Source organism: Atlantibacter sp. MEI4A-1023, assembly GCF_056155425.1.
This window is the reverse complement of the sequence record NZ_CM149568.1, coordinates 1,741,982-1,761,230: the sequence shown is the minus strand read 5'-3', so window position 1 is coordinate 1,761,230 and position 19,249 is coordinate 1,741,982. Positions and strand designations below refer to the sequence as shown.

Annotated in this window: 18 protein-coding genes and 4 tRNA genes; 7 read left to right on the top strand and 15 right to left on the bottom strand. The window is 54.1% G+C overall.

What is annotated here, in order from left to right; translation table 11 throughout:
* The first annotated feature begins 220 nt into the window (after positions 1 to 220).
* Entirely contained in the window at positions 221 to 1,132 is a 912-nt protein-coding gene (yedA, locus tag ACVV26_RS08535) for a drug/metabolite exporter YedA (protein WP_474800961.1), read from the top strand.
* Between the two features lie 2 nt (positions 1,133 to 1,134).
* On the opposite strand, the gene ACVV26_RS08530 is transcribed toward yedA, so the two are convergent.
* The 3 genes from ACVV26_RS08530 to ACVV26_RS08520 are packed head-to-tail and all read right to left on the bottom strand — an operon-like array spanning position 1,135 to position 3,755.
* A complete protein-coding gene (locus ACVV26_RS08530; RefSeq protein ID WP_474800960.1) occupies positions 1,135 to 1,602 on the bottom strand; it encodes a very short patch repair endonuclease in 468 nt (155 codons plus the stop codon).
* A gap of 3 nt (positions 1,603 to 1,605) precedes the next feature.
* Positions 1,606 to 3,021: a DNA cytosine methyltransferase gene (locus tag ACVV26_RS08525; protein ID WP_474800959.1), complete on the bottom strand. Its 1,416-nt coding sequence runs from the start codon at positions 3,019 to 3,021 to the stop codon at positions 1,606 to 1,608.
* A gap of 47 nt (positions 3,022 to 3,068) precedes the next feature.
* Entirely contained in the window at positions 3,069 to 3,755 is a 687-nt protein-coding gene (locus ACVV26_RS08520) for a phosphohydrolase (RefSeq protein ID WP_474800958.1), read from the bottom strand.
* Positions 3,756 to 4,440: 685 nt separating this feature from the next.
* Here ACVV26_RS08520 and ompC point away from each other — a divergent pair.
* Positions 4,441 to 5,580, top strand: a complete 1,140-nt coding sequence (gene ompC, locus ACVV26_RS08515) for a porin OmpC (RefSeq protein ID WP_474800957.1) — start codon at positions 4,441 to 4,443, stop codon at positions 5,578 to 5,580.
* 210 nt (positions 5,581 to 5,790) lie between these two features.
* Here the strand turns inward: ompC and ACVV26_RS08510 are convergent.
* Positions 5,791 to 5,880, bottom strand: a tRNA-Ser gene (locus ACVV26_RS08510).
* 94 nt (positions 5,881 to 5,974) lie between these two features.
* Here ACVV26_RS08510 and mtfA point away from each other — a divergent pair.
* On the top strand, positions 5,975 to 6,766 hold the full coding sequence (mtfA, locus tag ACVV26_RS08505; protein ID WP_474800956.1) for a DgsA anti-repressor MtfA: 792 nt from the start codon (positions 5,975 to 5,977) through the stop codon (positions 6,764 to 6,766).
* A 100-nt stretch (positions 6,767 to 6,866) separates the two neighbouring features.
* A tRNA-Asn gene (locus ACVV26_RS08500) sits at positions 6,867 to 6,942 on the top strand.
* 62 nt (positions 6,943 to 7,004) lie between these two features.
* Here the strand turns inward: ACVV26_RS08500 and cbl are convergent.
* The gene (cbl, locus tag ACVV26_RS08495; protein ID WP_474800955.1) at positions 7,005 to 7,955 is read right to left on the bottom strand and encodes an HTH-type transcriptional regulator Cbl; all 951 of its coding nucleotides are present in this window, start codon (positions 7,953 to 7,955) and stop codon (positions 7,005 to 7,007) included.
* A gap of 101 nt (positions 7,956 to 8,056) precedes the next feature.
* Positions 8,057 to 8,974: a nitrogen assimilation transcriptional regulator NAC gene (nac, locus tag ACVV26_RS08490; protein WP_474800954.1), complete on the bottom strand. Its 918-nt coding sequence runs from the start codon at positions 8,972 to 8,974 to the stop codon at positions 8,057 to 8,059.
* Positions 8,975 to 9,426: 452 nt separating this feature from the next.
* Here nac and ACVV26_RS08485 point away from each other — a divergent pair.
* Positions 9,427 to 9,502, top strand: a tRNA-Asn gene (locus tag ACVV26_RS08485).
* Positions 9,503 to 9,575: 73 nt separating this feature from the next.
* On the opposite strand, the gene ACVV26_RS08480 is transcribed toward ACVV26_RS08485, so the two are convergent.
* From ACVV26_RS08480 to ACVV26_RS08455, 6 genes are all read right to left on the bottom strand, one after another.
* Positions 9,576 to 10,565 (bottom strand): hypothetical protein, encoded by a 990-nt coding sequence (locus ACVV26_RS08480; RefSeq protein WP_474801789.1) that lies wholly within the window; start codon positions 10,563 to 10,565, stop codon positions 9,576 to 9,578.
* A gap of 123 nt (positions 10,566 to 10,688) precedes the next feature.
* Entirely contained in the window at positions 10,689 to 11,402 is a 714-nt protein-coding gene (locus tag ACVV26_RS08475; protein WP_474800953.1) for an ABC transporter ATP-binding protein, read from the bottom strand.
* Positions 11,399 to 12,271 (bottom strand): ABC transporter ATP-binding protein, encoded by an 873-nt coding sequence (locus ACVV26_RS08470; RefSeq protein ID WP_474800952.1) that lies wholly within the window; start codon positions 12,269 to 12,271, stop codon positions 11,399 to 11,401. Before ACVV26_RS08470 ends, ACVV26_RS08475 begins: the two co-directional genes overlap by 4 nt.
* Positions 12,268 to 13,554 carry a high-affinity branched-chain amino acid ABC transporter permease LivM gene (gene livM / locus ACVV26_RS08465; protein ID WP_474800951.1) on the bottom strand — a complete coding sequence of 429 codons (1,287 nt, stop codon included), beginning with the start codon at positions 13,552 to 13,554 and terminating at the stop codon, positions 12,268 to 12,270. The genes ACVV26_RS08470 and livM overlap by 4 nt, the downstream gene beginning before the upstream one ends.
* 10 nt (positions 13,555 to 13,564) lie before the next feature.
* Entirely contained in the window at positions 13,565 to 14,479 is a 915-nt protein-coding gene (locus tag ACVV26_RS08460) for an ABC transporter permease subunit (RefSeq protein ID WP_474800950.1), read from the bottom strand.
* A gap of 95 nt (positions 14,480 to 14,574) precedes the next feature.
* Positions 14,575 to 15,690: a branched-chain amino acid ABC transporter substrate-binding protein gene (locus tag ACVV26_RS08455; RefSeq protein ID WP_474800949.1), complete on the bottom strand. Its 1,116-nt coding sequence runs from the start codon at positions 15,688 to 15,690 to the stop codon at positions 14,575 to 14,577.
* 507 nt (positions 15,691 to 16,197) lie between these two features.
* Between ACVV26_RS08455 and ACVV26_RS08450 the strand changes: the two genes are divergently transcribed.
* Together ACVV26_RS08450 and ACVV26_RS08445 are read left to right on the top strand one after the other, a co-directional pair.
* Positions 16,198 to 17,652, top strand: a complete 1,455-nt coding sequence (locus ACVV26_RS08450) for an AMP nucleosidase (protein ID WP_474800948.1) — start codon at positions 16,198 to 16,200, stop codon at positions 17,650 to 17,652.
* Between the two features lie 139 nt (positions 17,653 to 17,791).
* Positions 17,792 to 17,867, top strand: a tRNA-Asn gene (locus ACVV26_RS08445).
* Between the two features lie 96 nt (positions 17,868 to 17,963).
* Here the strand turns inward: ACVV26_RS08445 and ACVV26_RS08440 are convergent.
* The 3 genes from ACVV26_RS08440 to ACVV26_RS08430 form a co-directional block, all read right to left on the bottom strand.
* Complete coding sequence (locus ACVV26_RS08440) at positions 17,964 to 18,296, bottom strand: type II toxin-antitoxin system PemK/MazF family toxin (RefSeq protein ID WP_474800947.1); 333 nt, start codon at positions 18,294 to 18,296, stop codon at positions 17,964 to 17,966.
* Positions 18,296 to 18,553 carry an AbrB/MazE/SpoVT family DNA-binding domain-containing protein gene (locus tag ACVV26_RS08435; RefSeq protein ID WP_312981510.1) on the bottom strand — a complete coding sequence of 86 codons (258 nt, stop codon included), beginning with the start codon at positions 18,551 to 18,553 and terminating at the stop codon, positions 18,296 to 18,298. The genes ACVV26_RS08440 and ACVV26_RS08435 overlap by 1 nt, the downstream gene beginning before the upstream one ends.
* 212 nt (positions 18,554 to 18,765) lie before the next feature.
* A complete protein-coding gene (locus tag ACVV26_RS08430) occupies positions 18,766 to 19,242 on the bottom strand; it encodes a hypothetical protein (protein ID WP_474800946.1) in 477 nt (158 codons plus the stop codon).
* Positions 19,243 to 19,249 lie beyond the last annotated feature (7 nt).

The following is a 19,249-nucleotide window of genomic DNA, read 5'->3' as shown; positions in this document are numbered from 1 at the left end:
GACGTTTTTTAGGGGTCAATGATGTCAACATTTTTTTAACCCTCAGTGAACATTAAAATGCTCGCCAGCGTAATAGTTTTCGCGTTCACTATAAGCCCGTTATGCTTCATTGCTCGCCTCCGTTCATTGCAAGCGCGTCAGCGAAGCGTCTCTTTTCTTTTTCTTTTGCAACGTGCTGCATCGGCGCGTTGGTGTTTTCTTAATCAAGTCGTGAGGGAGTATGCGTTTCGGAAAACTGTTGCCTCTGGTGGGGTCGCTCTTTGCGTTATATATCATCTGGGGTTCGACCTACTTTGCTATCGCCGTTGGGGTAAAAAGCTGGCCGCCGTTTATGATGGCCGGGGTGCGCTTTTTGGCGGCGGGTTCGCTGCTGCTGGCGGTGCTGCTGGCGACCGGGCATAAACTGCCCGCCATGCGCCCGCTGCTGAATGCCGCACTTATCGGCGTGCTGCTGCTGGCGGTAGGTAACGGTTTTGTGACCGTCGCTGAGCATCAAAACGTCCCTTCCGGGATTGCCGCCGTAATGGTCGCTACCGTTCCGCTGTTTACCCTGATTTTTAGCCGCTTTTTCGGCATTCAAACCCGCATGATTGAATGGCTGGGGATCGCTATTGGCCTTGCCGGCATCGTGCTGCTCAACAGCGGCGGCAACCTCAACGGCAACCCGTGGGGCGCATTGCTTATCCTTATCGGCTCGCTGAGCTGGGCCTTTGGATCGGTCTACGGATCGCGAATTGAATTACCGACCGGAATGATGGCAGGCGCGATTGAAATGCTTTCCGCCGGGATTGTCCTGATGGCGGCCTCGGTGTTGACCGGCGAAAAACTGACGGCAATGCCCGATCTCTCCGGCTTCCTCGCCGTGGGCTACTTAGCGGTTTTTGGTTCGCTTATCGCGATCAACGCCTATATGTATCTGATCCGCAACGTAACGCCCGCCGTGGCGACCAGTTACGCCTACGTTAACCCAGTGGTGGCGGTGCTGCTGGGAACCCGTTTCGGCGGAGAGAGTCTGTCGACAACCGAGTGGCTGGCGCTGGGGGTGATTATTTTCGCGGTGGTACTGGTGACGCTGGGGAAATATCTGTCACCGGGAAAGCCAGTGGTTAAGCCCTGCCCGGTAGAAAAATAACGCTACAGGGCATGGATGCCCTGAATATCAATCTCGGCGAGGCCACCGCCGCCGCACACCCACTCTTCGACCCGCTCACACAGCGCCTCGTCGGAGAGTTTACTCCGGCCACGCAAGGCGCATTCCCAGATAATCAACACCCGCCAGCCCTCTGCCCGCAGTCGTTCAACGTCACGTTTATCCCGCTCTACGTTGCTGGTGATTTTGGTCATCCAGAAATCAGTCCGTGTGGCGGGCACGTTGAACAGATAACAGTCGTGATGATGCCAGAAGCAGCCGTGGGTAAAGATGACGCAGCGGTACGCCTCAATCACGAAATCAGGCTTTCCGGGGAGCGAGGCATCCTGCGCGCGCCAGTCAAACCCCACGGCGGTGAGTAACGGCGCAAGACGCAATTCAATGGCGGTGTCGCGTGTCGCAATCGCCCGCATGTTTTTGCTGCGTATCGCCTTGCTGTGGACATCCGCCATCCATTACCCCTTACGTTGCGCCACCGCCTGTAGTATACGTGATTCAAGCAGTTTAGCCACCGCTGCAAAAACCGGCACCACCACCGAGTTACCAAACTGCCGGTAAGCCTGGGTATCAGACACCGGAATGCGGAAATCATATTGCTTTGGCGATTCAAAACCCATTAACCGTGCGCATTCACGTGGAGTCAGGCGGCGCGGGCGTTGGAGCTGGTTGGCCGGGTTATCAAAATCGGCTTCGCCCAATGCTTTATCCCATCCGCGATCGACCAGGATTTCTGCGCCGTCTTTGTAATAACGCGCCGAAAGCGTGCGCGCCACGCTGGATGGATCGCGCGGGTCAACCATGCCGAAACCAAATCCATTGCCCTTCGCCTGATGCTTTTTGGCATAGCGGTAAAGGTACTTCCACAAAATGGGGCTCAGGATGTAGCGCGCGTCGACAGTGGTATCCAGCAGCTCACCCAGCGCAGGCCGCTGGTCAGGAAAGAATTTATGGACATCACGCAGCGTAAAGCCGTCATGAAGATTGAGATCGCGCCGGAAACCCACCAGCACGATACGCTCGCGGTGCTGGGGCAAAAAGTTTTTGCCATCGATGATTTTTGGATCGTCAGGCCCGACGTCCCTGGCATTCGCCACTTCGTAACCCAGCTCGTCCAGGGTTTGCATGATGATGCGAAAGGTGTTGCCCTTATCATGGCTTTTCAGGTTTTTGACGTTTTCCAGCACAAAAATTGCGGGCTTTTTAGCCGCAATAATCCGCGCCACATCGAAAAACAGCGTGCCCTGCGTATCGCAGGCAAAGCCATGAGCGCGGCCTAAGGCATTTTTCTTCGACACACCCGCAAGGGAAAACGGCTGGCACGGAAAACCTGCCAGCAGCACATCGTGGTCCGGCAGGGTCTTATTGATATGCTCAAACGCCGCATCATCGGTGATATCCGCATGGTGGCTTAACGTAACGTCGCGAATATCTTCATTAAAGGTGTGCGCAAGCGGATCGCAATACCAGTTGGCTTTATAGGTGCGCACCGCGTGTTTATTCCACTCGCTGGTAAAAACGCACTGCCCACCGATGGATTCAAAACCCCGGCGGATGCCGCCGATACCGGCAAACAGATCGACAAAGCGGAACGCATAGTGCGGATGATGCGCGGGCGGCGGCGGCAATAGCGCGGCGATCCGGGACACCTCCGCCGGATAAAGCCGAAAGGTGGTCTCCCCTTCCAACTCTCGCTTGAGGTGCGTGCGGTTCCATTTCTGAACGCCTGCGTCATTCAACACCTGCAATACCGTTTTGGTGTCGTAGATCTCGCTCAGTTTACGCAAAATGGCGACAGACGAGTCAGGCGCGCCGTGCCCGGATGGCGCGCATTGCGCCATAGCAGATTGATTTTCAAGCATTACATAAGCCATTCAGAACGAATTGCCTTAAGAGTACCACAAAACCCGGTGCCGCCGGGTTACAACGCGAATTGACGCATGACCGCCTGATCATACTGATGATGTTCGCCACGTAACTCCGCGCCCAGTTTGGCCATAAACTCCACTAAATAATTGGCGTTCTGACGGGCCAGTTCGCGCCCTTTTTCAGTCTGCATGGAGGCAGGCAGTTTGAGCAGTTTGGTTTGGAAGTGATCCAGCGCCCAGCGTTTATCATCAGGCTCGCGCTGCTGTGCGAAGGGGTCGTTCGCGTCAAACAGTGGGCGTCCGAGCTGACCGGACACGTAGAACACCCGCGCCAGACCAATCGCGCCCAGCGCTTCCAGACGATCCGCGTCCTGGACGATCTTAGCCTCGATACTTTGCGGCGCAATACCTGCGCTGAAGCTGTGCGCCTCAATGGCGTGAGCGATATCCGGGTGCAGCGCCACGGGGAAAGCCGGGAAGTCGCTGGCGAGGATCGTGAGCGCTTTTTCTGCGGCATAGCGGGAAGCGAGATGACGTTCCGGATGGTTTTTCGGTAAATTCACAATGTCGTGAAAGTAGCAGGCGGCGAGAACGGTCAACGACGTCGCGCGTTCATCCATAATGCGCTGGGCTGTCGACCATACGCGGCGAAAATGCGCGAGGTCATGGGCACCGTCTTCGTCGTTAAAATGCTGCTGTAAGTAGCCTTCAAATTGCCTTTGCCAGTCATCAAGGGTCATTACGGTCTCTCCTGAATGCGTGTTCCGCGATGCTAGCACTTACGGGGGGAAGATTTAATCTTCGCGGGGCCGGGTAAATGTGAATCACTCGCCAATAAATGCGATTTTAGTCACATTTAATGATTGAGTGAAAGCAGCTCTGCCTTCCCTTTGTGCACGGTCACATTTCTGGTCTGTTATCTCTCAATAAGTTCACTAAAAAAAGACGCTTTTTAATGTCCATAAATAGACTAAAAAGTAAAAATACATTACACCCATATTTTGCATGCTTTTTAATCGAATATTCAGCATGAAAATATTTTTCATTCACAAAATAAATAATTTAAAATTCACACATGATTAAAATATCTTTGTGTGATGATAAAAAAGGCACAAACCCGTTAAATTAAGAAATTTCCCCAGGCGCTAAAGATGGGAAAAAGAATAATACATCAGCATCATTTATTAATAACTTTTATGGTTACCATTTGAACTTATCATTATAAAACAATCGAGTATACACATATTTAATTGTTATTGTTTAATTACTATTATTTTCGTTGTTTATGTATTTCTATTTTATTATTATTTTGAAATATTCACACAAAGCCAGTTACATATAATCCTGAAATAAAACACACCTCATCCCGTTACTATTCGCTCGGATATAAACGCGTCTTTCAATGAACGTTATAAGGAAGCACTAATGAATAGGAAAGTACTGGCATTTGTTATTCCTGCGCTTTTAGCAGCTGGCGCGGCTAATGCGGCAGAAATTTATAACAAAAACGGCAATAAAGTAGATATCTACGGCAAAGTTGACGCGCGTCATCAGTTCTCCGACGACGCTGGTAACGATGGCGACCAAACTTATGTGCGTTTAGGCTTCAAAGGCGAAACCCAGATCACCTCCGATCTGACCGGTTTCGGTCAATGGGAATACAACATTCAGGCGAACGATACTGAAAGCAGCGGTAACCAGTCTGCGACCCGCCTGGGTTTTGCAGGGATGAAGTTCGGTGAATACGGCTCCTTTGACTACGGTCGTAACTACGGCGTTGTTTACGACATCGAAGCCTGGACCGATATGCTGCCTGTGTTCGGCGGCGACTCTTACACCTACACCGACAACTTTATGGTTGGCCGTGCTAACGGCGTGGCGACCTACCGTAACACCGATTTCTTCGGCATGGTTGAAGGCTGGAACTTCGCGCTGCAATACCAGGGCGCAAACGAAGGTTCAAATAGCCTGTTTGACCAGGAAGGCACCGGTAACCGTAGCGGCGACAATATGCGCAAAGACAACGGCGACGGTTGGGGTATCTCCACAACGTACGACTTTGGCATGGGCTTCAACGCTGGCGCGGCATACGCGTCTTCTGACCGCACCAACGAGCAGCAGGTTGCCAGCACCGCAGGCGGCGAAAACGCTGATGTCTGGACCTTTGGTCTGAAATACGACGCGAACGACGTTTACCTGGCAGCGATGTATTCTGAAACCCGCAATATGACCCCGTACGGCAACAGCACCGGTCATATCGCTAACAAAACTCAGAACTTCGAAGTGACTGCACAATACCAGTTCGATTTTGGTCTGCGCCCGGAAGTGTCCTACCTGCAGTCTAAAGGTAAAGACCTGGCTAAAAATGGTGGCGAAAGCGACGATAACAACGATCAGGATCTGGTCAAATATGTTTCCGTTGGCGCGAACTACTACTTCAACAAAAACTTCTCCACCTACGTTGATTACAAAATCAACCTGCTGGATGAAGACGATAGCTTCTACAATGCCAACGGTATTTCCACCGATGACGTTGTCGGCATCGGCATGATTTATCAGTTCTAATTCCGTGTACGACCCTGAAAATCGGGTCACGCATGAGAAGATCAAACCTGAGCCCGGGTAACCGGCTCAGGTTTTTTTTATTACCTTCAGGACCGGGGAAAATGCGTTTGGCGGTAAGATTTTTGAATTTTATGGAATGAAAGAATCTATTTACTGGTCAGCAAGTGTGACCGGGGTCGTTGCGAGAAAATGAGGTAACTGTTTGAATAGTGGCGGAGAGAGGGGGATTTGAACCCCCGGTAGAGTTGCCCCTACTCCGGTTTTCGAGACCGGTCCGTTCAGCCGCTCCGGCATCTCTCCGTTTTGAACGGTTGCCATGATGCCAGGTTATTTGGCATTTTAATAGTCCTTGCCCTTTCAATTTTGTTCAAACGACGACTTTGCGAGCAGATAGATGATTAAGTGGCCGTGGAAAGCGAATGACTCCACCACAACGACGCCTCTCCCGTGGGATGATGCGTTTACTATTCCCGTTCTGGCGGGCTTTACTCCAGGTGAGCAGCAAAAGCTGATCCGCCTGGCTGAGCGTTTTCTTCAACAAAAACGGCTGGTGGCGCTGCAGGGTTTTGAACTTGACGAGTTGAAATCCGCGCGTATCGCCCTGCTGTTTTGCCTGCCGGTGATGGAACTCGGAATTGAATGGCTGGATGGCTTCCACGAAGTGCTGATTTATCCGGCGCCCTTTGTGGTGGATGATGAATGGGAAGACGATATCGGCCTGGTACATAACCAGCGTTCGGTACAATCCGGACAAAGCTGGCAACAGGGGCCGATTATTCTTAACTGGCTGGATATCCACGACTCTTTTGACGTTTCAGGCTTCAATCTTATTGTCCATGAAGTCGCCCATAAGCTGGATATGCGCAATGGCGACCGCGCCAGCGGCGTGCCCTTTATCGCGCTGCGTGATGTTGCGGGTTGGGAGCACGATCTCCACGCAGCAATGAGCAACATCCAGGATGAAATCGACCTGGTGGGCGAAAACGCGACCAGCATTGACGCCTATGCTGCGACGGACCCTGCAGAATGTTTCGCGGTACTCTCTGAATACTTTTTCAGCGCACCGCAGCTGTTTGCCCCACGGTTTCCCTCGCTCTGGCAGCGCTTCTGCCAGTTTTACGGTCAGGACCCTTTAAAACGGCTTTATTCGGGCGAGACGGATCACTGGGCGGCCCAGGTACATTAAAGCAACGAAATGGTGTTAAAACAGCCAATCGAATCAAGACGTTAATTTTTGCATTGACACACATTAGGGCCGCTATTACTATGCGACCCGTTCACACGATTCCTCTGTAGTTCAGTCGGTAGAACGGCGGACTGTTAATCCGTATGTCACTGGTTCGAGTCCAGTCAGAGGAGCCAAACAACAAAAAGCCCGCTTAAGCGGGCTTTTTGTTGTTTGGCCCGTCTAAACAGCCCGGTCCTTAAATCTGGTAATCAATCGCGACTTCATCACTTTCCAGCGCCTGACGTTTGATCTCGTCAACCGACAAAGCCGAATTACATAACTCAATAAAACGCCATACGTAGTTACGCTGTAGCTGGCCGCGTTTCAACCCTAACCAGACGGTATTGGCATCGAACAGGTGGCGCACGTCCAGCCTGACCAGTTGGCCGCTGTCATGCTCGCCGCTCGCCTGCTCCGCCACAATCCCAATCCCCAGGCCCAGCTCGACATAGGTTTTAATGACATCAGAATCCTGTGCGCTCAGCACGATATCAGGAACGATACCTCTGCGGGCGAACGCTTCATCAATGCGCGAACGGCCAGTGATGCCCTGTCGATAGGTAATCAGCGGCCAGCGGCCCAGTTCATCAAGCGTTAATGGCGAGGCGTGTAAAAGCGGATGCTCTGCCGGCACCAGCAGGCTGTGCGACCATCGAAACCACGGATAAGCCACCAGCAGCGGATCGTTACTCAGGCGCTCGCTGGCGATGCCGATATCCGCCGTCCCGTTTTCCAGCAGGGTTTCGATTTCCTGTGGCGTGCCCTGGATCAGTTCCAGCCTCACCTCAGGAAACAGCGCGCGAAAAGATTTAATCACTGCGGGCAGGCTGTAACGCGCCTGGGTGTGCGTCGTGGCGATGGTCAGGATGCCGCTGGTGTCGTTGGAAAACAGATCCGCCAGCCTACGGACATTACTGGCTTCATTAAGAATACGTTCGGCAATCACCAGTAGCGCTTTACCCGGCTCTGTCATGCCCAGTAAACGCTTACCGCGCCGAATAAATATCTCTATACCCAGCTCGTCTTCCAGTTCGCGAATATGGCGGCTGACGCCGGATTGTGAGGTATAGAGCATACTGGCGACTTCAGTCAGGTTGTAATCCCGCTTCGCCGCCTCGCGGATAATTTTGAGTTGCTGAAAATTCATAATGTCCCCAGAAGCATTCTGATATAACGCTATTGTTAAAGTCAGCGCTTCTGCATAACAAATAATAAAAACCAGCAACTTATTCTTTTCTGGAATATGAACTAGCTAACCAGCAGCAGTTCGCGGCTCTCCATGGCAGGGCGGGATATCAGCGACATAAGTATTTCTTTTACCGCCTGCGCCTGTGGCGATAACGCCAGATGCGCCGAAATATTCAGTGATAACGGTAAGTTTAGCGCCGGGCTGGTAATACGCGCCGTCCAGCCATTAGCCGATTGCGCCAGCGAACGGGCAGCGGATTCTGGCAATACTGTCACCCCCATACCGCTGGCGATAGCGGCGGTCAGCGTCGACACCGAATCAATTTCGCCGATGATTTTGGCCGATAAACGCCGCAGCGAAAAGGCTTCGTCAACGCGTTTGCGTACTGCGCAAAAATCTCGCGGCAGGAATAAATTCATCTCTGCTACGCTGGCTAAATCTACCTGCGGCCCCGGGCAATCCCGGGTACCCACCAGAAATAATTCCTCTTTCAGTAATGGCTGGCTGGCGATCCCGGCAACCGGCGCGCGGTCATACAGCACCGCCATATCCAGTTGGCCGCCAAGCAGTTTATCGTTTAACTGCGCGCCGCTGTTTTCCTGAAGATAAACCAGCACATCCGGAAGCTCGTTACGAACCGCCTGCAACAGCGGCATAGTTATTGCCGCAGCGGCGGTTCCCGGTGCCAGGCCAATCGAGACATGGCCGCTTAACGTATGCCCAACATTATTTACAGCCAGTTGCGCTTGCTCGCACTGGCGCAGAATGGTTCGCGCATGGGCGTAGAGAATTTTCCCGGCCTCGGTTGGCGTCACGCCGCGTTTGGTGCGGATAAGCAGTTGCTGATCCATCTCCCCTTCCAGCGTTGCCACCTGCTGGCTCAGCGCCGGTTGAGCGATGTGCAGCACTTCAGCTGCCTGGGTCAGGCTTCCGATATCCACGATTTTTACGAAATACTTCAGGCGTCTAAGGTTCATCTGGCCCCCTGGATAAATAACATGAACAAACCGACAAGAATGATTTTGCAATATGCTTGCCAGTTTTTTCTCAGGAGGATCCACGCCTTTAACCTGCTGGATAATAAGAGAAACTAATCTTTCGGCACGTTTCTCGAATGGAACACTGTTTTTCTTCTGCCCCATAAGAGGTAGAAATGCACCAATACCGGGCGTCTGTTCTGTTACGCCATTACCGACTTCAGGCTTAATTTGCGGGCAGGTCATTGCCGAGGGTTAACGCTGAAAGCCGATGGCGTTTCATAACCCTGGCAACCAGCCTACTGATATTCATCACGATTATGCATATAACCTGGCGCGTGCGGCGTCGGAATCGCCAGGCTGACGGATAAATCAGCAATCAAAAAGCTTTATGCGAAACAGGCTTTGACAAGCGGATCGCTCGCCGCTAACATGCGCCCCGTTCACACGATTCCTCTGTAGTTCAGTCGGTAGAACGGCGGACTGTTAATCCGTATGTCACTGGTTCGAGTCCAGTCAGAGGAGCCAAATTTAGAAAAGCCCGCTTAAGGAAACTTATGCGGGCTTTTTGTTTTCAACTGCTCAACTGCATCAGGCGGGCTCACATCTCATCATCAATCCGTTCCCCGAACAATCGCACCTCCGGCGGTGTTGCGGGTATAATCTTGCCGATTCTGACCGGTAGCGAGCTGTTCTGTTTGCATAATGTTTTCAACAAATGCCAGTCTTCTTTCTCTGCTTCAATATGGTCAATCATTGAATCAAAAGCGCCGTCCGCAACCTGAATTGTTGGCGTCTTATTCCCGTTGTCTTCGTCGATTGTGTTATCCGGTTCGCTCTTCCATTGCTCTTTAAACGCATCCAGCCTTTCATCTAACGCCTGATAGTTTTCAGTGGCTGACTGCGGCGAGTAGAAAAACAGGCCGCTAATAAAAATCGCTTCCATCACGTCGGCAAATGAAAATGAGGTTTCGCCGGAGATATAACGGCTATGAAGGGCACTGTTTACGCCACTAACGCTGTCGTTGAGCAACCCGTCCTTCCCCACCGTTATCAACGTTTGTTTGTCATAAAGAATGACCGGCAGGTTTTTAATCTGATGGATATTTTCACTGATGCTCCAGCGTTCTTTACTCCCTTTGATAAACCCTGAGGCATCACACTGGGTCTCTATATCAAACTCATGCGACGGCGTTTGCTCGCGATTAAAGTAATCCTGAAGAGACTCCTCTTCTTCCCTGGGCTGATGCTGATAAGCACGATAAAACGACGTCCGGCGATCGATACCTACCCATTCAAGATCCCAGGAAGCCGAACTGGAAGGCTTTTTGATTTCATCAATATAAGCGCCCACATCCCGGTCCAGCCAGGCCGTTAATAGCGCCTTCCAGGGTTCAATCGCCAGGAAAACACTCGCCAGTGTGGTTCCTTGTTCAATGATCACCCGGTGATGAAAATATCTGAGCAGGAAGTACGGATCGGCTTCGGCGACCGTGTTTTGAATTGAAAGCAGCGGTACGGCGGTGGTGTCATCATAGTCTGAGCAAAAGCGCAGTATGCGGTCAGAGCAGAATACTAATTGACCTTCCATGTTTGTTTCCCTCTCCTGATAGTCACAGTGAGCGCATCCTGGCAAACGCAGGCGTAGCCCGTCCAGTTTGTTTGCGGGATCTGGAATCTGTATTCCAGGAGTAACAGGCGGCAAGGTTTTTTCTTACACCCCGCCCAAATAGGCTTTCCTCACCTCCGGGTTTACCAGCAGTTCCGCCCCGCTCCCGCTTAGACGAATTTCTCCGTTGGTCATTACATACCCCCGGTCAGAGAGCTTCAGCGCGTGGTTGGCGTTTTGCTCTACCAAAAACAGCGTCACGCCCTGCTGGGTCAATTCACGCAGGATGTGAAAAATCTGCTTCACCACCAGCGGCGCCAGGCCCAGGCTCGGCTCGTCCAGCAACAGTAATTTGGGGCGGCTCATCAGCGCGCGGGCGATAGACAGCATCTGTTGCTCGCCGCCGGACAGCGTCATTGCCCGCTGGTTGTGCCGCTCCTCCAGCCGAGGGAAAAGCTGGTACATGCGCGCTTTATCTTCTTTCTGATAGCGGTTGCCGATGGCGATTGCGCCCATTAGCAAGTTTTCCTCTACCGTCATATCCGGGAAAATGCGCCGCCCTTCCGGTGCCTGGGCGATGCCATTACTGGCGATAAAATGCGTGGAGCGATGGCTGATATCTTCACCCCGGTAAAGAATTTGCCCGCTGGCGATGCGCGGCTGGCCGAAAATTGACATTAACAGGGTGGATTTACCCGCGCCGTTCGCGCCAATCAGCGAAACGGTTTCGCCCTCGTTTACCGTCAGGGAAATGCCTTTCAGCGCCTGAATCGGCCCATAAAACACGTCTACATCGCGAAACTCCAGCAGCGGTTTCATCCCGTGACCTCCTCTTCCTCTGCGCCCAGATAGGCGGCGATAACGCTGGGGTTGTGCTGGATTTCCTGCGGTGCGCCACGGGCGATCACGTTGCCGTGATCCAATACGATGACGTGGTCGGAAATCTCCATCACCATGCCCATGTCGTGCTCAATCAACAGCACCGTGACGCCGTGCTGCTGGCGCAGTAGCCGTAAGATGCGGCTCAGGGCGTGGGTTTCCACCGGGTTAAGCCCGGCGGCGGGCTCGTCGAGACAGATCATCTCCGGCCCGGTACACATGGCGCGGGCAATCTCCAGCCGGCGCTGCTGCCCGTAGGAAAGCGTGCCCGCCAGCCGGTTAGCGCAATCCACCATTTCCACCACTTCCAGCCAGTAAAATGCCCGATCCAGCGCCTGGTTTTCTGCCTTGCGATAAGCGGCGGTATTGAAAATCCCGGCGATCAGATTACGGTTCGCCAGCATGTGCTGGGCCACCAGCAGGTTTTCCACCACCGACATTTCGCGGAACAAGCGGATATTCTGGAAAGTACGCGCCAGCCCGGCCCGGTTTACCAGATGGGTGCCGCCAAACATCTTGTAGTAGAGCCGAGAACCGAGCCGCCGGGGATGCAGGAAATCATCAGGCCGCAGCTTTTGCCCCAGCACCTCAATGATGTCGGTAGGCGTTCGGGTGTTCAGCAGGATCGCCCCGCCGGTAGCGTGATAAAACCCGGTAAGGCAGTTAAAAACCGTGGTTTTCCCCGCGCCGTTAGGGCCGATTAGCGCGGTAATCGAACCACGTTCTACGTCCAGATTGACGTCATTTAGCGCGTTGATGCCGCCAAAGTGCATCATCAGATGTTCCACTCGCAGGATGCTGTCGCTCATGGCGCGACTCCTTTGCGGGTGGAAAAACCAGCGCGGCTGGTGCGTACCAGGCCACGGGGCCGCCAGATCATCATTACCACCATCAACACGCCGAACAGCAGTACGCGATATTCAGCAAAGCTTCTCAGCAGTTCCGGCGCGACGGTCAGCACAAACGCGGCCAATACCACGCCGAGCGTTGAGCCCATGCCGCCCAACACCACAATCGCCAGGATTAACGCCGATTCGAAAAAGGTGAAGGATGTTGGGTTCACAAACCCCTGGTAAGTGGCGAAGAACACCCCGGCGATCCCGGCGGTGGACGCTCCCAGCATAAAGGCCGAGAGTTTTACCAGCACATGGTTGAGCCCCAGCGAGCGGCAGGCGATTTCATCTTCACGCAGCGCCTCCCAGGCCCGGCCTATCGGCATCCGCGTCAGGCGATGCTTGATAAACAGCACCAGCAGCACCACCAGAACCAGTACCGCGTAGATAAAAATAAACTTCAGGTTAGGGTTATAAGAAATACCGAAGAATTCATGAAAGGGTACGCCGCCGTCTTTGGCGCGCCGGGAAAATTCCAGCCCAAACAGGGTCGGCGCAGGGACGGAGATCCCGTTTGGCCCGCCGGTAAAGCTCAGCCAGTTGTTGAGCACAAGCCGGATGATTTCCCCGAAACCCAGGGTAACAATCGCCAGATAATCCCCATGCATACGCAGCACAGGAAAGCCGAGCAGCGCCCCGGCCAGCGCGGCGAGAAGCGCGCCTAACGGCAGCATCACCCAAAATCCCAGCCCCAGATACTGGTAGCCCAGCGCCAGCCCGTAAGCGCCGATGGCGTAAAACGCCACGTATCCCAGGTCCAGCAGCCCCGCCAGGCCCACCACAATATTTAGTCCTAACCCTAGCAGCACGTAAATCAGCCCGAGGATCGCCACGGTGAGCAGGTATTTGGTAGCAACAAATGGGAACAGCAGCGCGACGACCATTAACAGCGGGATCGCCCAGCGCAGCGGCGATTTGTAATCTACCGGGCGAACATAAACGCCATCGTCCGCGCTTTCAAACTTGCGCACCAGTTTACGTCCCCGCGAGGTTTGCAGCGCCAGGCTGAGGATAAAGCGTCCCGCCATGACAGCCGCCACCAGCAACGCCACGCGATCCGGCGACAGCGTATAGCTGTAGCCGCGCAGCACAACCCCGACAATCGGCCCAAATACCACCAGCGCGCACAGCCCGGCCAGCACCGTGTCCATCAGGCATTTTTTAATATCGATTCCTGGCTTCAATGCCGCATCTGTCATCGTTTACCCCTTAAACCTTCGCGACCACGGGACGGCCCAACAACCCTTGCGGACGGAAAATCAGGATCACCACCAGCAGGGAAAACGAAAACACGTCTTTGTAATCGGAGTTCACCAGCCCGGCAAACTGCGCTTCGGCGACGCCCAACAGCAGGCCGCCGAGCATCGCGCCGGGCAGCGAGCCAATCCCGCCCAGCACCGCGGCGGTAAAGGCTTTAATGCCGATGATAAAACCGGCGTAGAAATCAAAGGTGCCGTAGTTCATGGTGACCAGGACGCCGGCCAGCCCGGCCATCGACGCGCCAATCACAAACACCAGCGAGATCACCCGGTTGGTATTGATGCCGAGGATTGACGCCATCCGCCGGTCCTGCTGGGTGGCGCGGCAAATCCGTCCCAGCCGGGTAAACTGGATGATCCACGTCAGCACTCCCATCCCCGCCACCGCCGCCACCAGGATAAAGATTTTGGTCAGGGTGATTTGCACCACGCCATCGTCAACGTGAAAGCGCAGCACGCCGCTCAACAATGTCGGAATGCCCTGCTGATTCGGCCCCTGGCTTAGCTGGACGTAGTTTTGCAGAATTAACGACATGCCGATGGCGGAAATCAGCGGCGCCAGCCGGGTGGAGTTGCGCAGTGGCCGGTAGGCAATTCGCTCAATCGCCCAGCCATATACGGCGGTAACGGCGACGGTGAAAATCAGCGTGCCGAAAATCAGCAACGGGAAGGACTGAATGCCGAAGCTGGCGAGCAGCGCCAGCCCAATAGCGCAGAGGTAAGCCGAGATCATATAGACTTCGCCGTGGGCGAAATTGATCATTCCGATAATGCCGTACACCATGGTGTAGCCGATGGCGATCAAACCGTAGACAGCGCCTAACGTCAGCCCGTTGATCAGCTGTTGAAGAAAAAATGCATCCATATCAACACTCTCGCCAGTGAGAAGGCTGCCCGTTAGCCGGGCAGCTTTCAGTGTCGCGGCGTTTTACCTGGCGGCAAAACGGACGGGGCAGCAAATTACAGCTGTTTGTATTTGCCTTTGTCATCCCACTGATAAACCACATAGTCCGAGACTTTCAGGTCGCCCTTGCCGTCCCAGGATTTGGGGCCCATCACCGTGTCCACGGTATTGGATTTCAACCATTCGCTGGCTTTTTCGTTGTCTTTCCCGGCACCGTTATAGGCAGCGGCAATGGCCTGGATCGAGGCGTAGGCGTACAGGGTGTAGCCTTCCGGTTCAAAACCGCTGGCACGGAATTTTTCGATGACGGTTTTACCCGCCGGGATAGTGCGCGGATCGTTGCCGAAGGTCATCAGCACGCCGTTGGTAAACTGCGGGCCGCCCGCTGCGGTCACCATCTCTTCAGTCACTACGCAGTCGCCGGAGAAGAATTTCGCCTGAACGCCCTGCTCGCGCATCTGGCGTACCAGCGGGCCGGCTTCCGGGTGACAGCCGCCGAAGTAGACCACGTCGGGTTTCAGCGAGCCGATTTTGGTCACCAGCGCGTTAAAGTCTTTTTCCCCGCGGGACAGCCCTTCATACAGCACCTCTTTGGTCCCGCGTTTTGCCAGCGCCGCTTTGGTGGCATCGGCAAGGCCCTGTCCATAGGTGTCTTTATCGTGAATGATAGCGATTTTCGTCGCTTTCAGGGTGTCCAGCATGTAGTTGGCCGCCACCACGCCCTGCTGGTCGTCGCGCCCGCACATGCGGAACATGCCCTTCATGCCGCGCTCGGTCACCTGCGGGTTGGTGGAGCCCGGCGTGATGGTCAGCACGCCCGCTTCGTCATACACTTCGGACGCGGGCATGGTGGAAGAAGAACAGAAGTGACCGACCACCGCCGAGACTTTGGATTCATCTACCATGCGGTTGGCTACCGCTACCGCCTGTTTAGGCTCACAGGCGTCATCCCCCTGCACCAGCACGATTTTTTCACCTTTGATGCCGCCAGCGGCGTTGATATCTTCCGCCGCCTGGGTCGCGCCCTTCCAGTATTGCGCCCCGTAAGTGGCGTTCGGGCCGGTAAAAGGCCCCGCCACGCCGATTTTGATATCCGCCTGGGCATAAAACGCCGTGGTTAAGCAACCGACGATGGCAACATGCAGCGGTAATTGTTTTATTTTCAAAGACATTCGGATATTCCTCGCACTGTTCAGACACGGCGCCAACGCTGGCGCGGGAAAAATCACTGACTTCGTCAATACACTGGCTTTCGAGCGGGCCGCGAGCGGCTGGTAAGGGTTAAGCAAAAACTTCGCCAGGCAGAAATAAATCGCGAAATTTATTCTGCCGACGCCTCGCCATTCGACAACGCCAGGCGGCGTCAATCAGGCCGGTTGATTAACAATCAAAGAGATGAGTTTGCCATCACGTGGCTGGCTGGGATGCGCGGTTTCCGGACCGTCCAGAATCTTAAACATAGCCGCACGCCCGTCAGGCTGCGCACCTCGCTGGTGCAAATTTGCGGTGAAGATCACCAGTCCGATGCGGATTGTTGAACATTAACAGTCGGTTCAGGGTAGCAATCATTCAGACGGTTGAGTTTTGTCGAGGTTGCTATTCAACACACGACTGTATTACTCCTGTGACATACTATCTGTAATGTTGCACCCGACAGCTTGCCGGGATAAGGAGAGAAGATGAACCAAGCCGTAGTAAGCCTGACGCCAGAACAGGCGCTGGATCAACTGGAAGCCCTTTACGACCAGGCGGTGAACGCCCTGCGCGACGCCATCAGCCTGTACATTTCAGACGGACAATTGCCGGATACCGCCCGCCGCGCCAGCGGGCTGTTTGTCTATCCGCAGCTGCAGGTCAGCTGGGACGGCACTGCGGTTAATCCGAAAAAAACCCGTGCCTACGCCCGGTTTACCCATCCTGGCTGTTACACCACGACCATTACCCGCCCGGCGCTGTTTCGCGCCTATCTGGCGGAGCAACTGGAGCTTCTGTATCACGACTACGGCGCGATCATCGAAGTGTCGCCGTCGCCGCATGAGATCCCCTACCCGTATGTGATTGACGGTTCGGCGCTAACGCTGGATCGCTCCATGAGCGCCGGTCTGGCGCGCCACTTCCCAACCACCGAACTGGCGCAAATCGGCGATGAAACCGCTGATGGCATTTTCCACCCCACCGAGTTTTACCCGCTGTCGCATTTTGACGCGCGCCGGGTCGATTTCTCGCTGGCGCGGCTGCGCCACTACACCGGTACGCCGGTGGAGCACTTTCAGCCGTTTGTGCTGTTCACTAACTACACCCGCTATGTGGATGAGTTTGTGCGCTGGGGTTGCAGCCAGATCCTCGACCCGGACAGCCCCTATATCGCGCTCTCCTGCGCGGGCGGCATCTGGATCACCGCCGATACCGAAGCGCCTGAAGAGGCGATTTCCGATCTGGCCTGGAAAAAACACCAGATGCCCGCCTGGCATTTGATTACCCAGGACGGTCAGGGGATTACGCTGGTGAACATCGGCGTTGGGCCGTCCAATGCCAAAACCATCTGCGATCATCTGGCGGTACTGCGCCCCGATGTCTGGATGATGATCGGCCACTGCGGCGGGCTGCGTGAAAGCCAGGCGATTGGCGATTACGTGCTGGCACACGCCTATCTGCGCGATGACCATGTACTGGACGCGGTGCTGCCGCCGGACATCCCGATCCCGAGCATTGCCGAAGTGCAGCGCGCGTTGTACGACGCCACTAAACAGGTGAGCGGGATGCCGGGTGAAGAAGTCAAACAGCGGCTGCGTACCGGCACAGTGGTCACCACCGACGACCGCAACTGGGAACTGCGCTACAGCGCCTCGGCCCTGCGCTTTAACTTAAGCCGCGCCGTGGCGATTGATATGGAAAGCGCCACCATCGCCGCCCAGGGGTATCGATTCCGGGTGCCCTACGGCACGCTACTGTGCGTTTCGGATAAACCCCTGCATGGCGAAATCAAGCTGCCTGGCCAGGCGAACCGGTTTTACGAAGGGGCCATTTCCGAGCACTTACAGATTGGCATCCGGGCGATAGATTTGCTGCGCGCCGAGGGCGACAGGCTCCACTCCCGCAAACTGCGCACCTTTAACGAACCGCCGTTCCGCTAGCGTTTAGTCCCGGTCCGGGTGAAGAATTTCACCCGGATTTTCGGCAAGTTGTGGAATTAATCAGCAAACGCACTCAAAATCAAAAACAGGCTTTGACAAGCATTCTGCGGGTCGATACTATGCGCCCCGTTCACACGATTCCTCTGTAGTTCAGTCGGTAGAACGGCGGACTGTTAATCCGTATGTCACTGGTTCGAGTCCAGTCAGAGGAGCCAAATTTAGAAAAAGCAGATATCGAAAGGTATCTGCTTTTTTGCTTTTGTAGCTTTTATAGCTTTTCCATTTCCCGCTTTAGCTTCCTTCCTGACGCATCAGTTCAGAATAGCTTCCAGTCTGGCCAGCACTTCATTCACGATATCCTCAGGGATACGTTCCAGACGCTTGCCGCTCCTGGCTTGCATATCGATAGTTCTGGGCTGGTCACAACGAATGACGCCCGTGGTTTTTGTGCCGGTCCCGTCCAGTGAAACGGTAAAACCCGCTGCACGGGCAAATTGTCTGCCACTGGTAACGGGAACAACAACGGGAAGACGGGTAAAGGTATTAAACGATGCCGGAGATACGATAAGCACCGGGCGTTTCCCGCTTTGTTCATGACCCGCAGCGGGATCAAGTGAAACGAGCCAGATTTCGCCTCTGTCCATTACAGGATCTCCTTACCCACCGGCGGTGCATCAATCCATTCACGATCCTCTTTGCTCAGATCAGCGTTGGGATCACACTGCGCCAGCAATTCCTCAAGTGAATAACGGGGCCGTTTTTGGGGCTCAATAATCAGGCAGCCCTTATCAATTGTCATGCCGACTTCACTATCCGTCGTTAGACCCAGCGTTTTAAGCACAGCGGGAGGCACCGCAAGCATCACAGATCCTCCGACCTTTTTAAGGCGAGTGGTATACATATTAAACCTCCAGAAGTTATATTTTAATATAACTTCTAAGGAGGGCAGTGCACAATTAGTCATCAATTCCATTGAGATTTCCTTAACGCAGCCAGGCGTGAAGGCTCATAGTAAGCAACTGATTTAACTGTTGAAATAATTATGATGAATCAGATAAATAAAATGCGGCGCAGCTTCCGTAATTACTTTGCGCCGCCAGGCAGATAAGGAAATTACTGAACAGACGGCACTGCACCCGCCATCACTTTCTGAGCCCGCAGCCAGACAATCTGCGCCTGGACGGCAATCATTATGGCGATCAGCACGATGATTTCACCAAAACCGCTATGCGGTTGCGGATGGTTAAAGTAAAGCCAGGTGCCGAGCAGGAATTTAAACGCCACCAGCCCCAGGAATAAGCCAATCGTTAACGCATTCCCCTGGCTGAAGACTTTTCCGTCCTCAACGGTCAGGTGAGTCAGATTGCCGCGCATCACGCCAACCAGCGCGCTCGCACCGACGCTTAATACCACGGTAGCCCAGGCGATGGCGTCAGTTGGCAGGTAAAAACCGCCGATCACCAGGCCGACAATGCCGTAAATTTTCGCCATTTTAAAACGGCCTTTGCCATTGACTTCGGTACGAAGGGTTTGCTTGTAAACCGACCAGCAGGTCAGCGCAATCAGCATCAGGATTTGAGTGGTCGTCATTTTTACA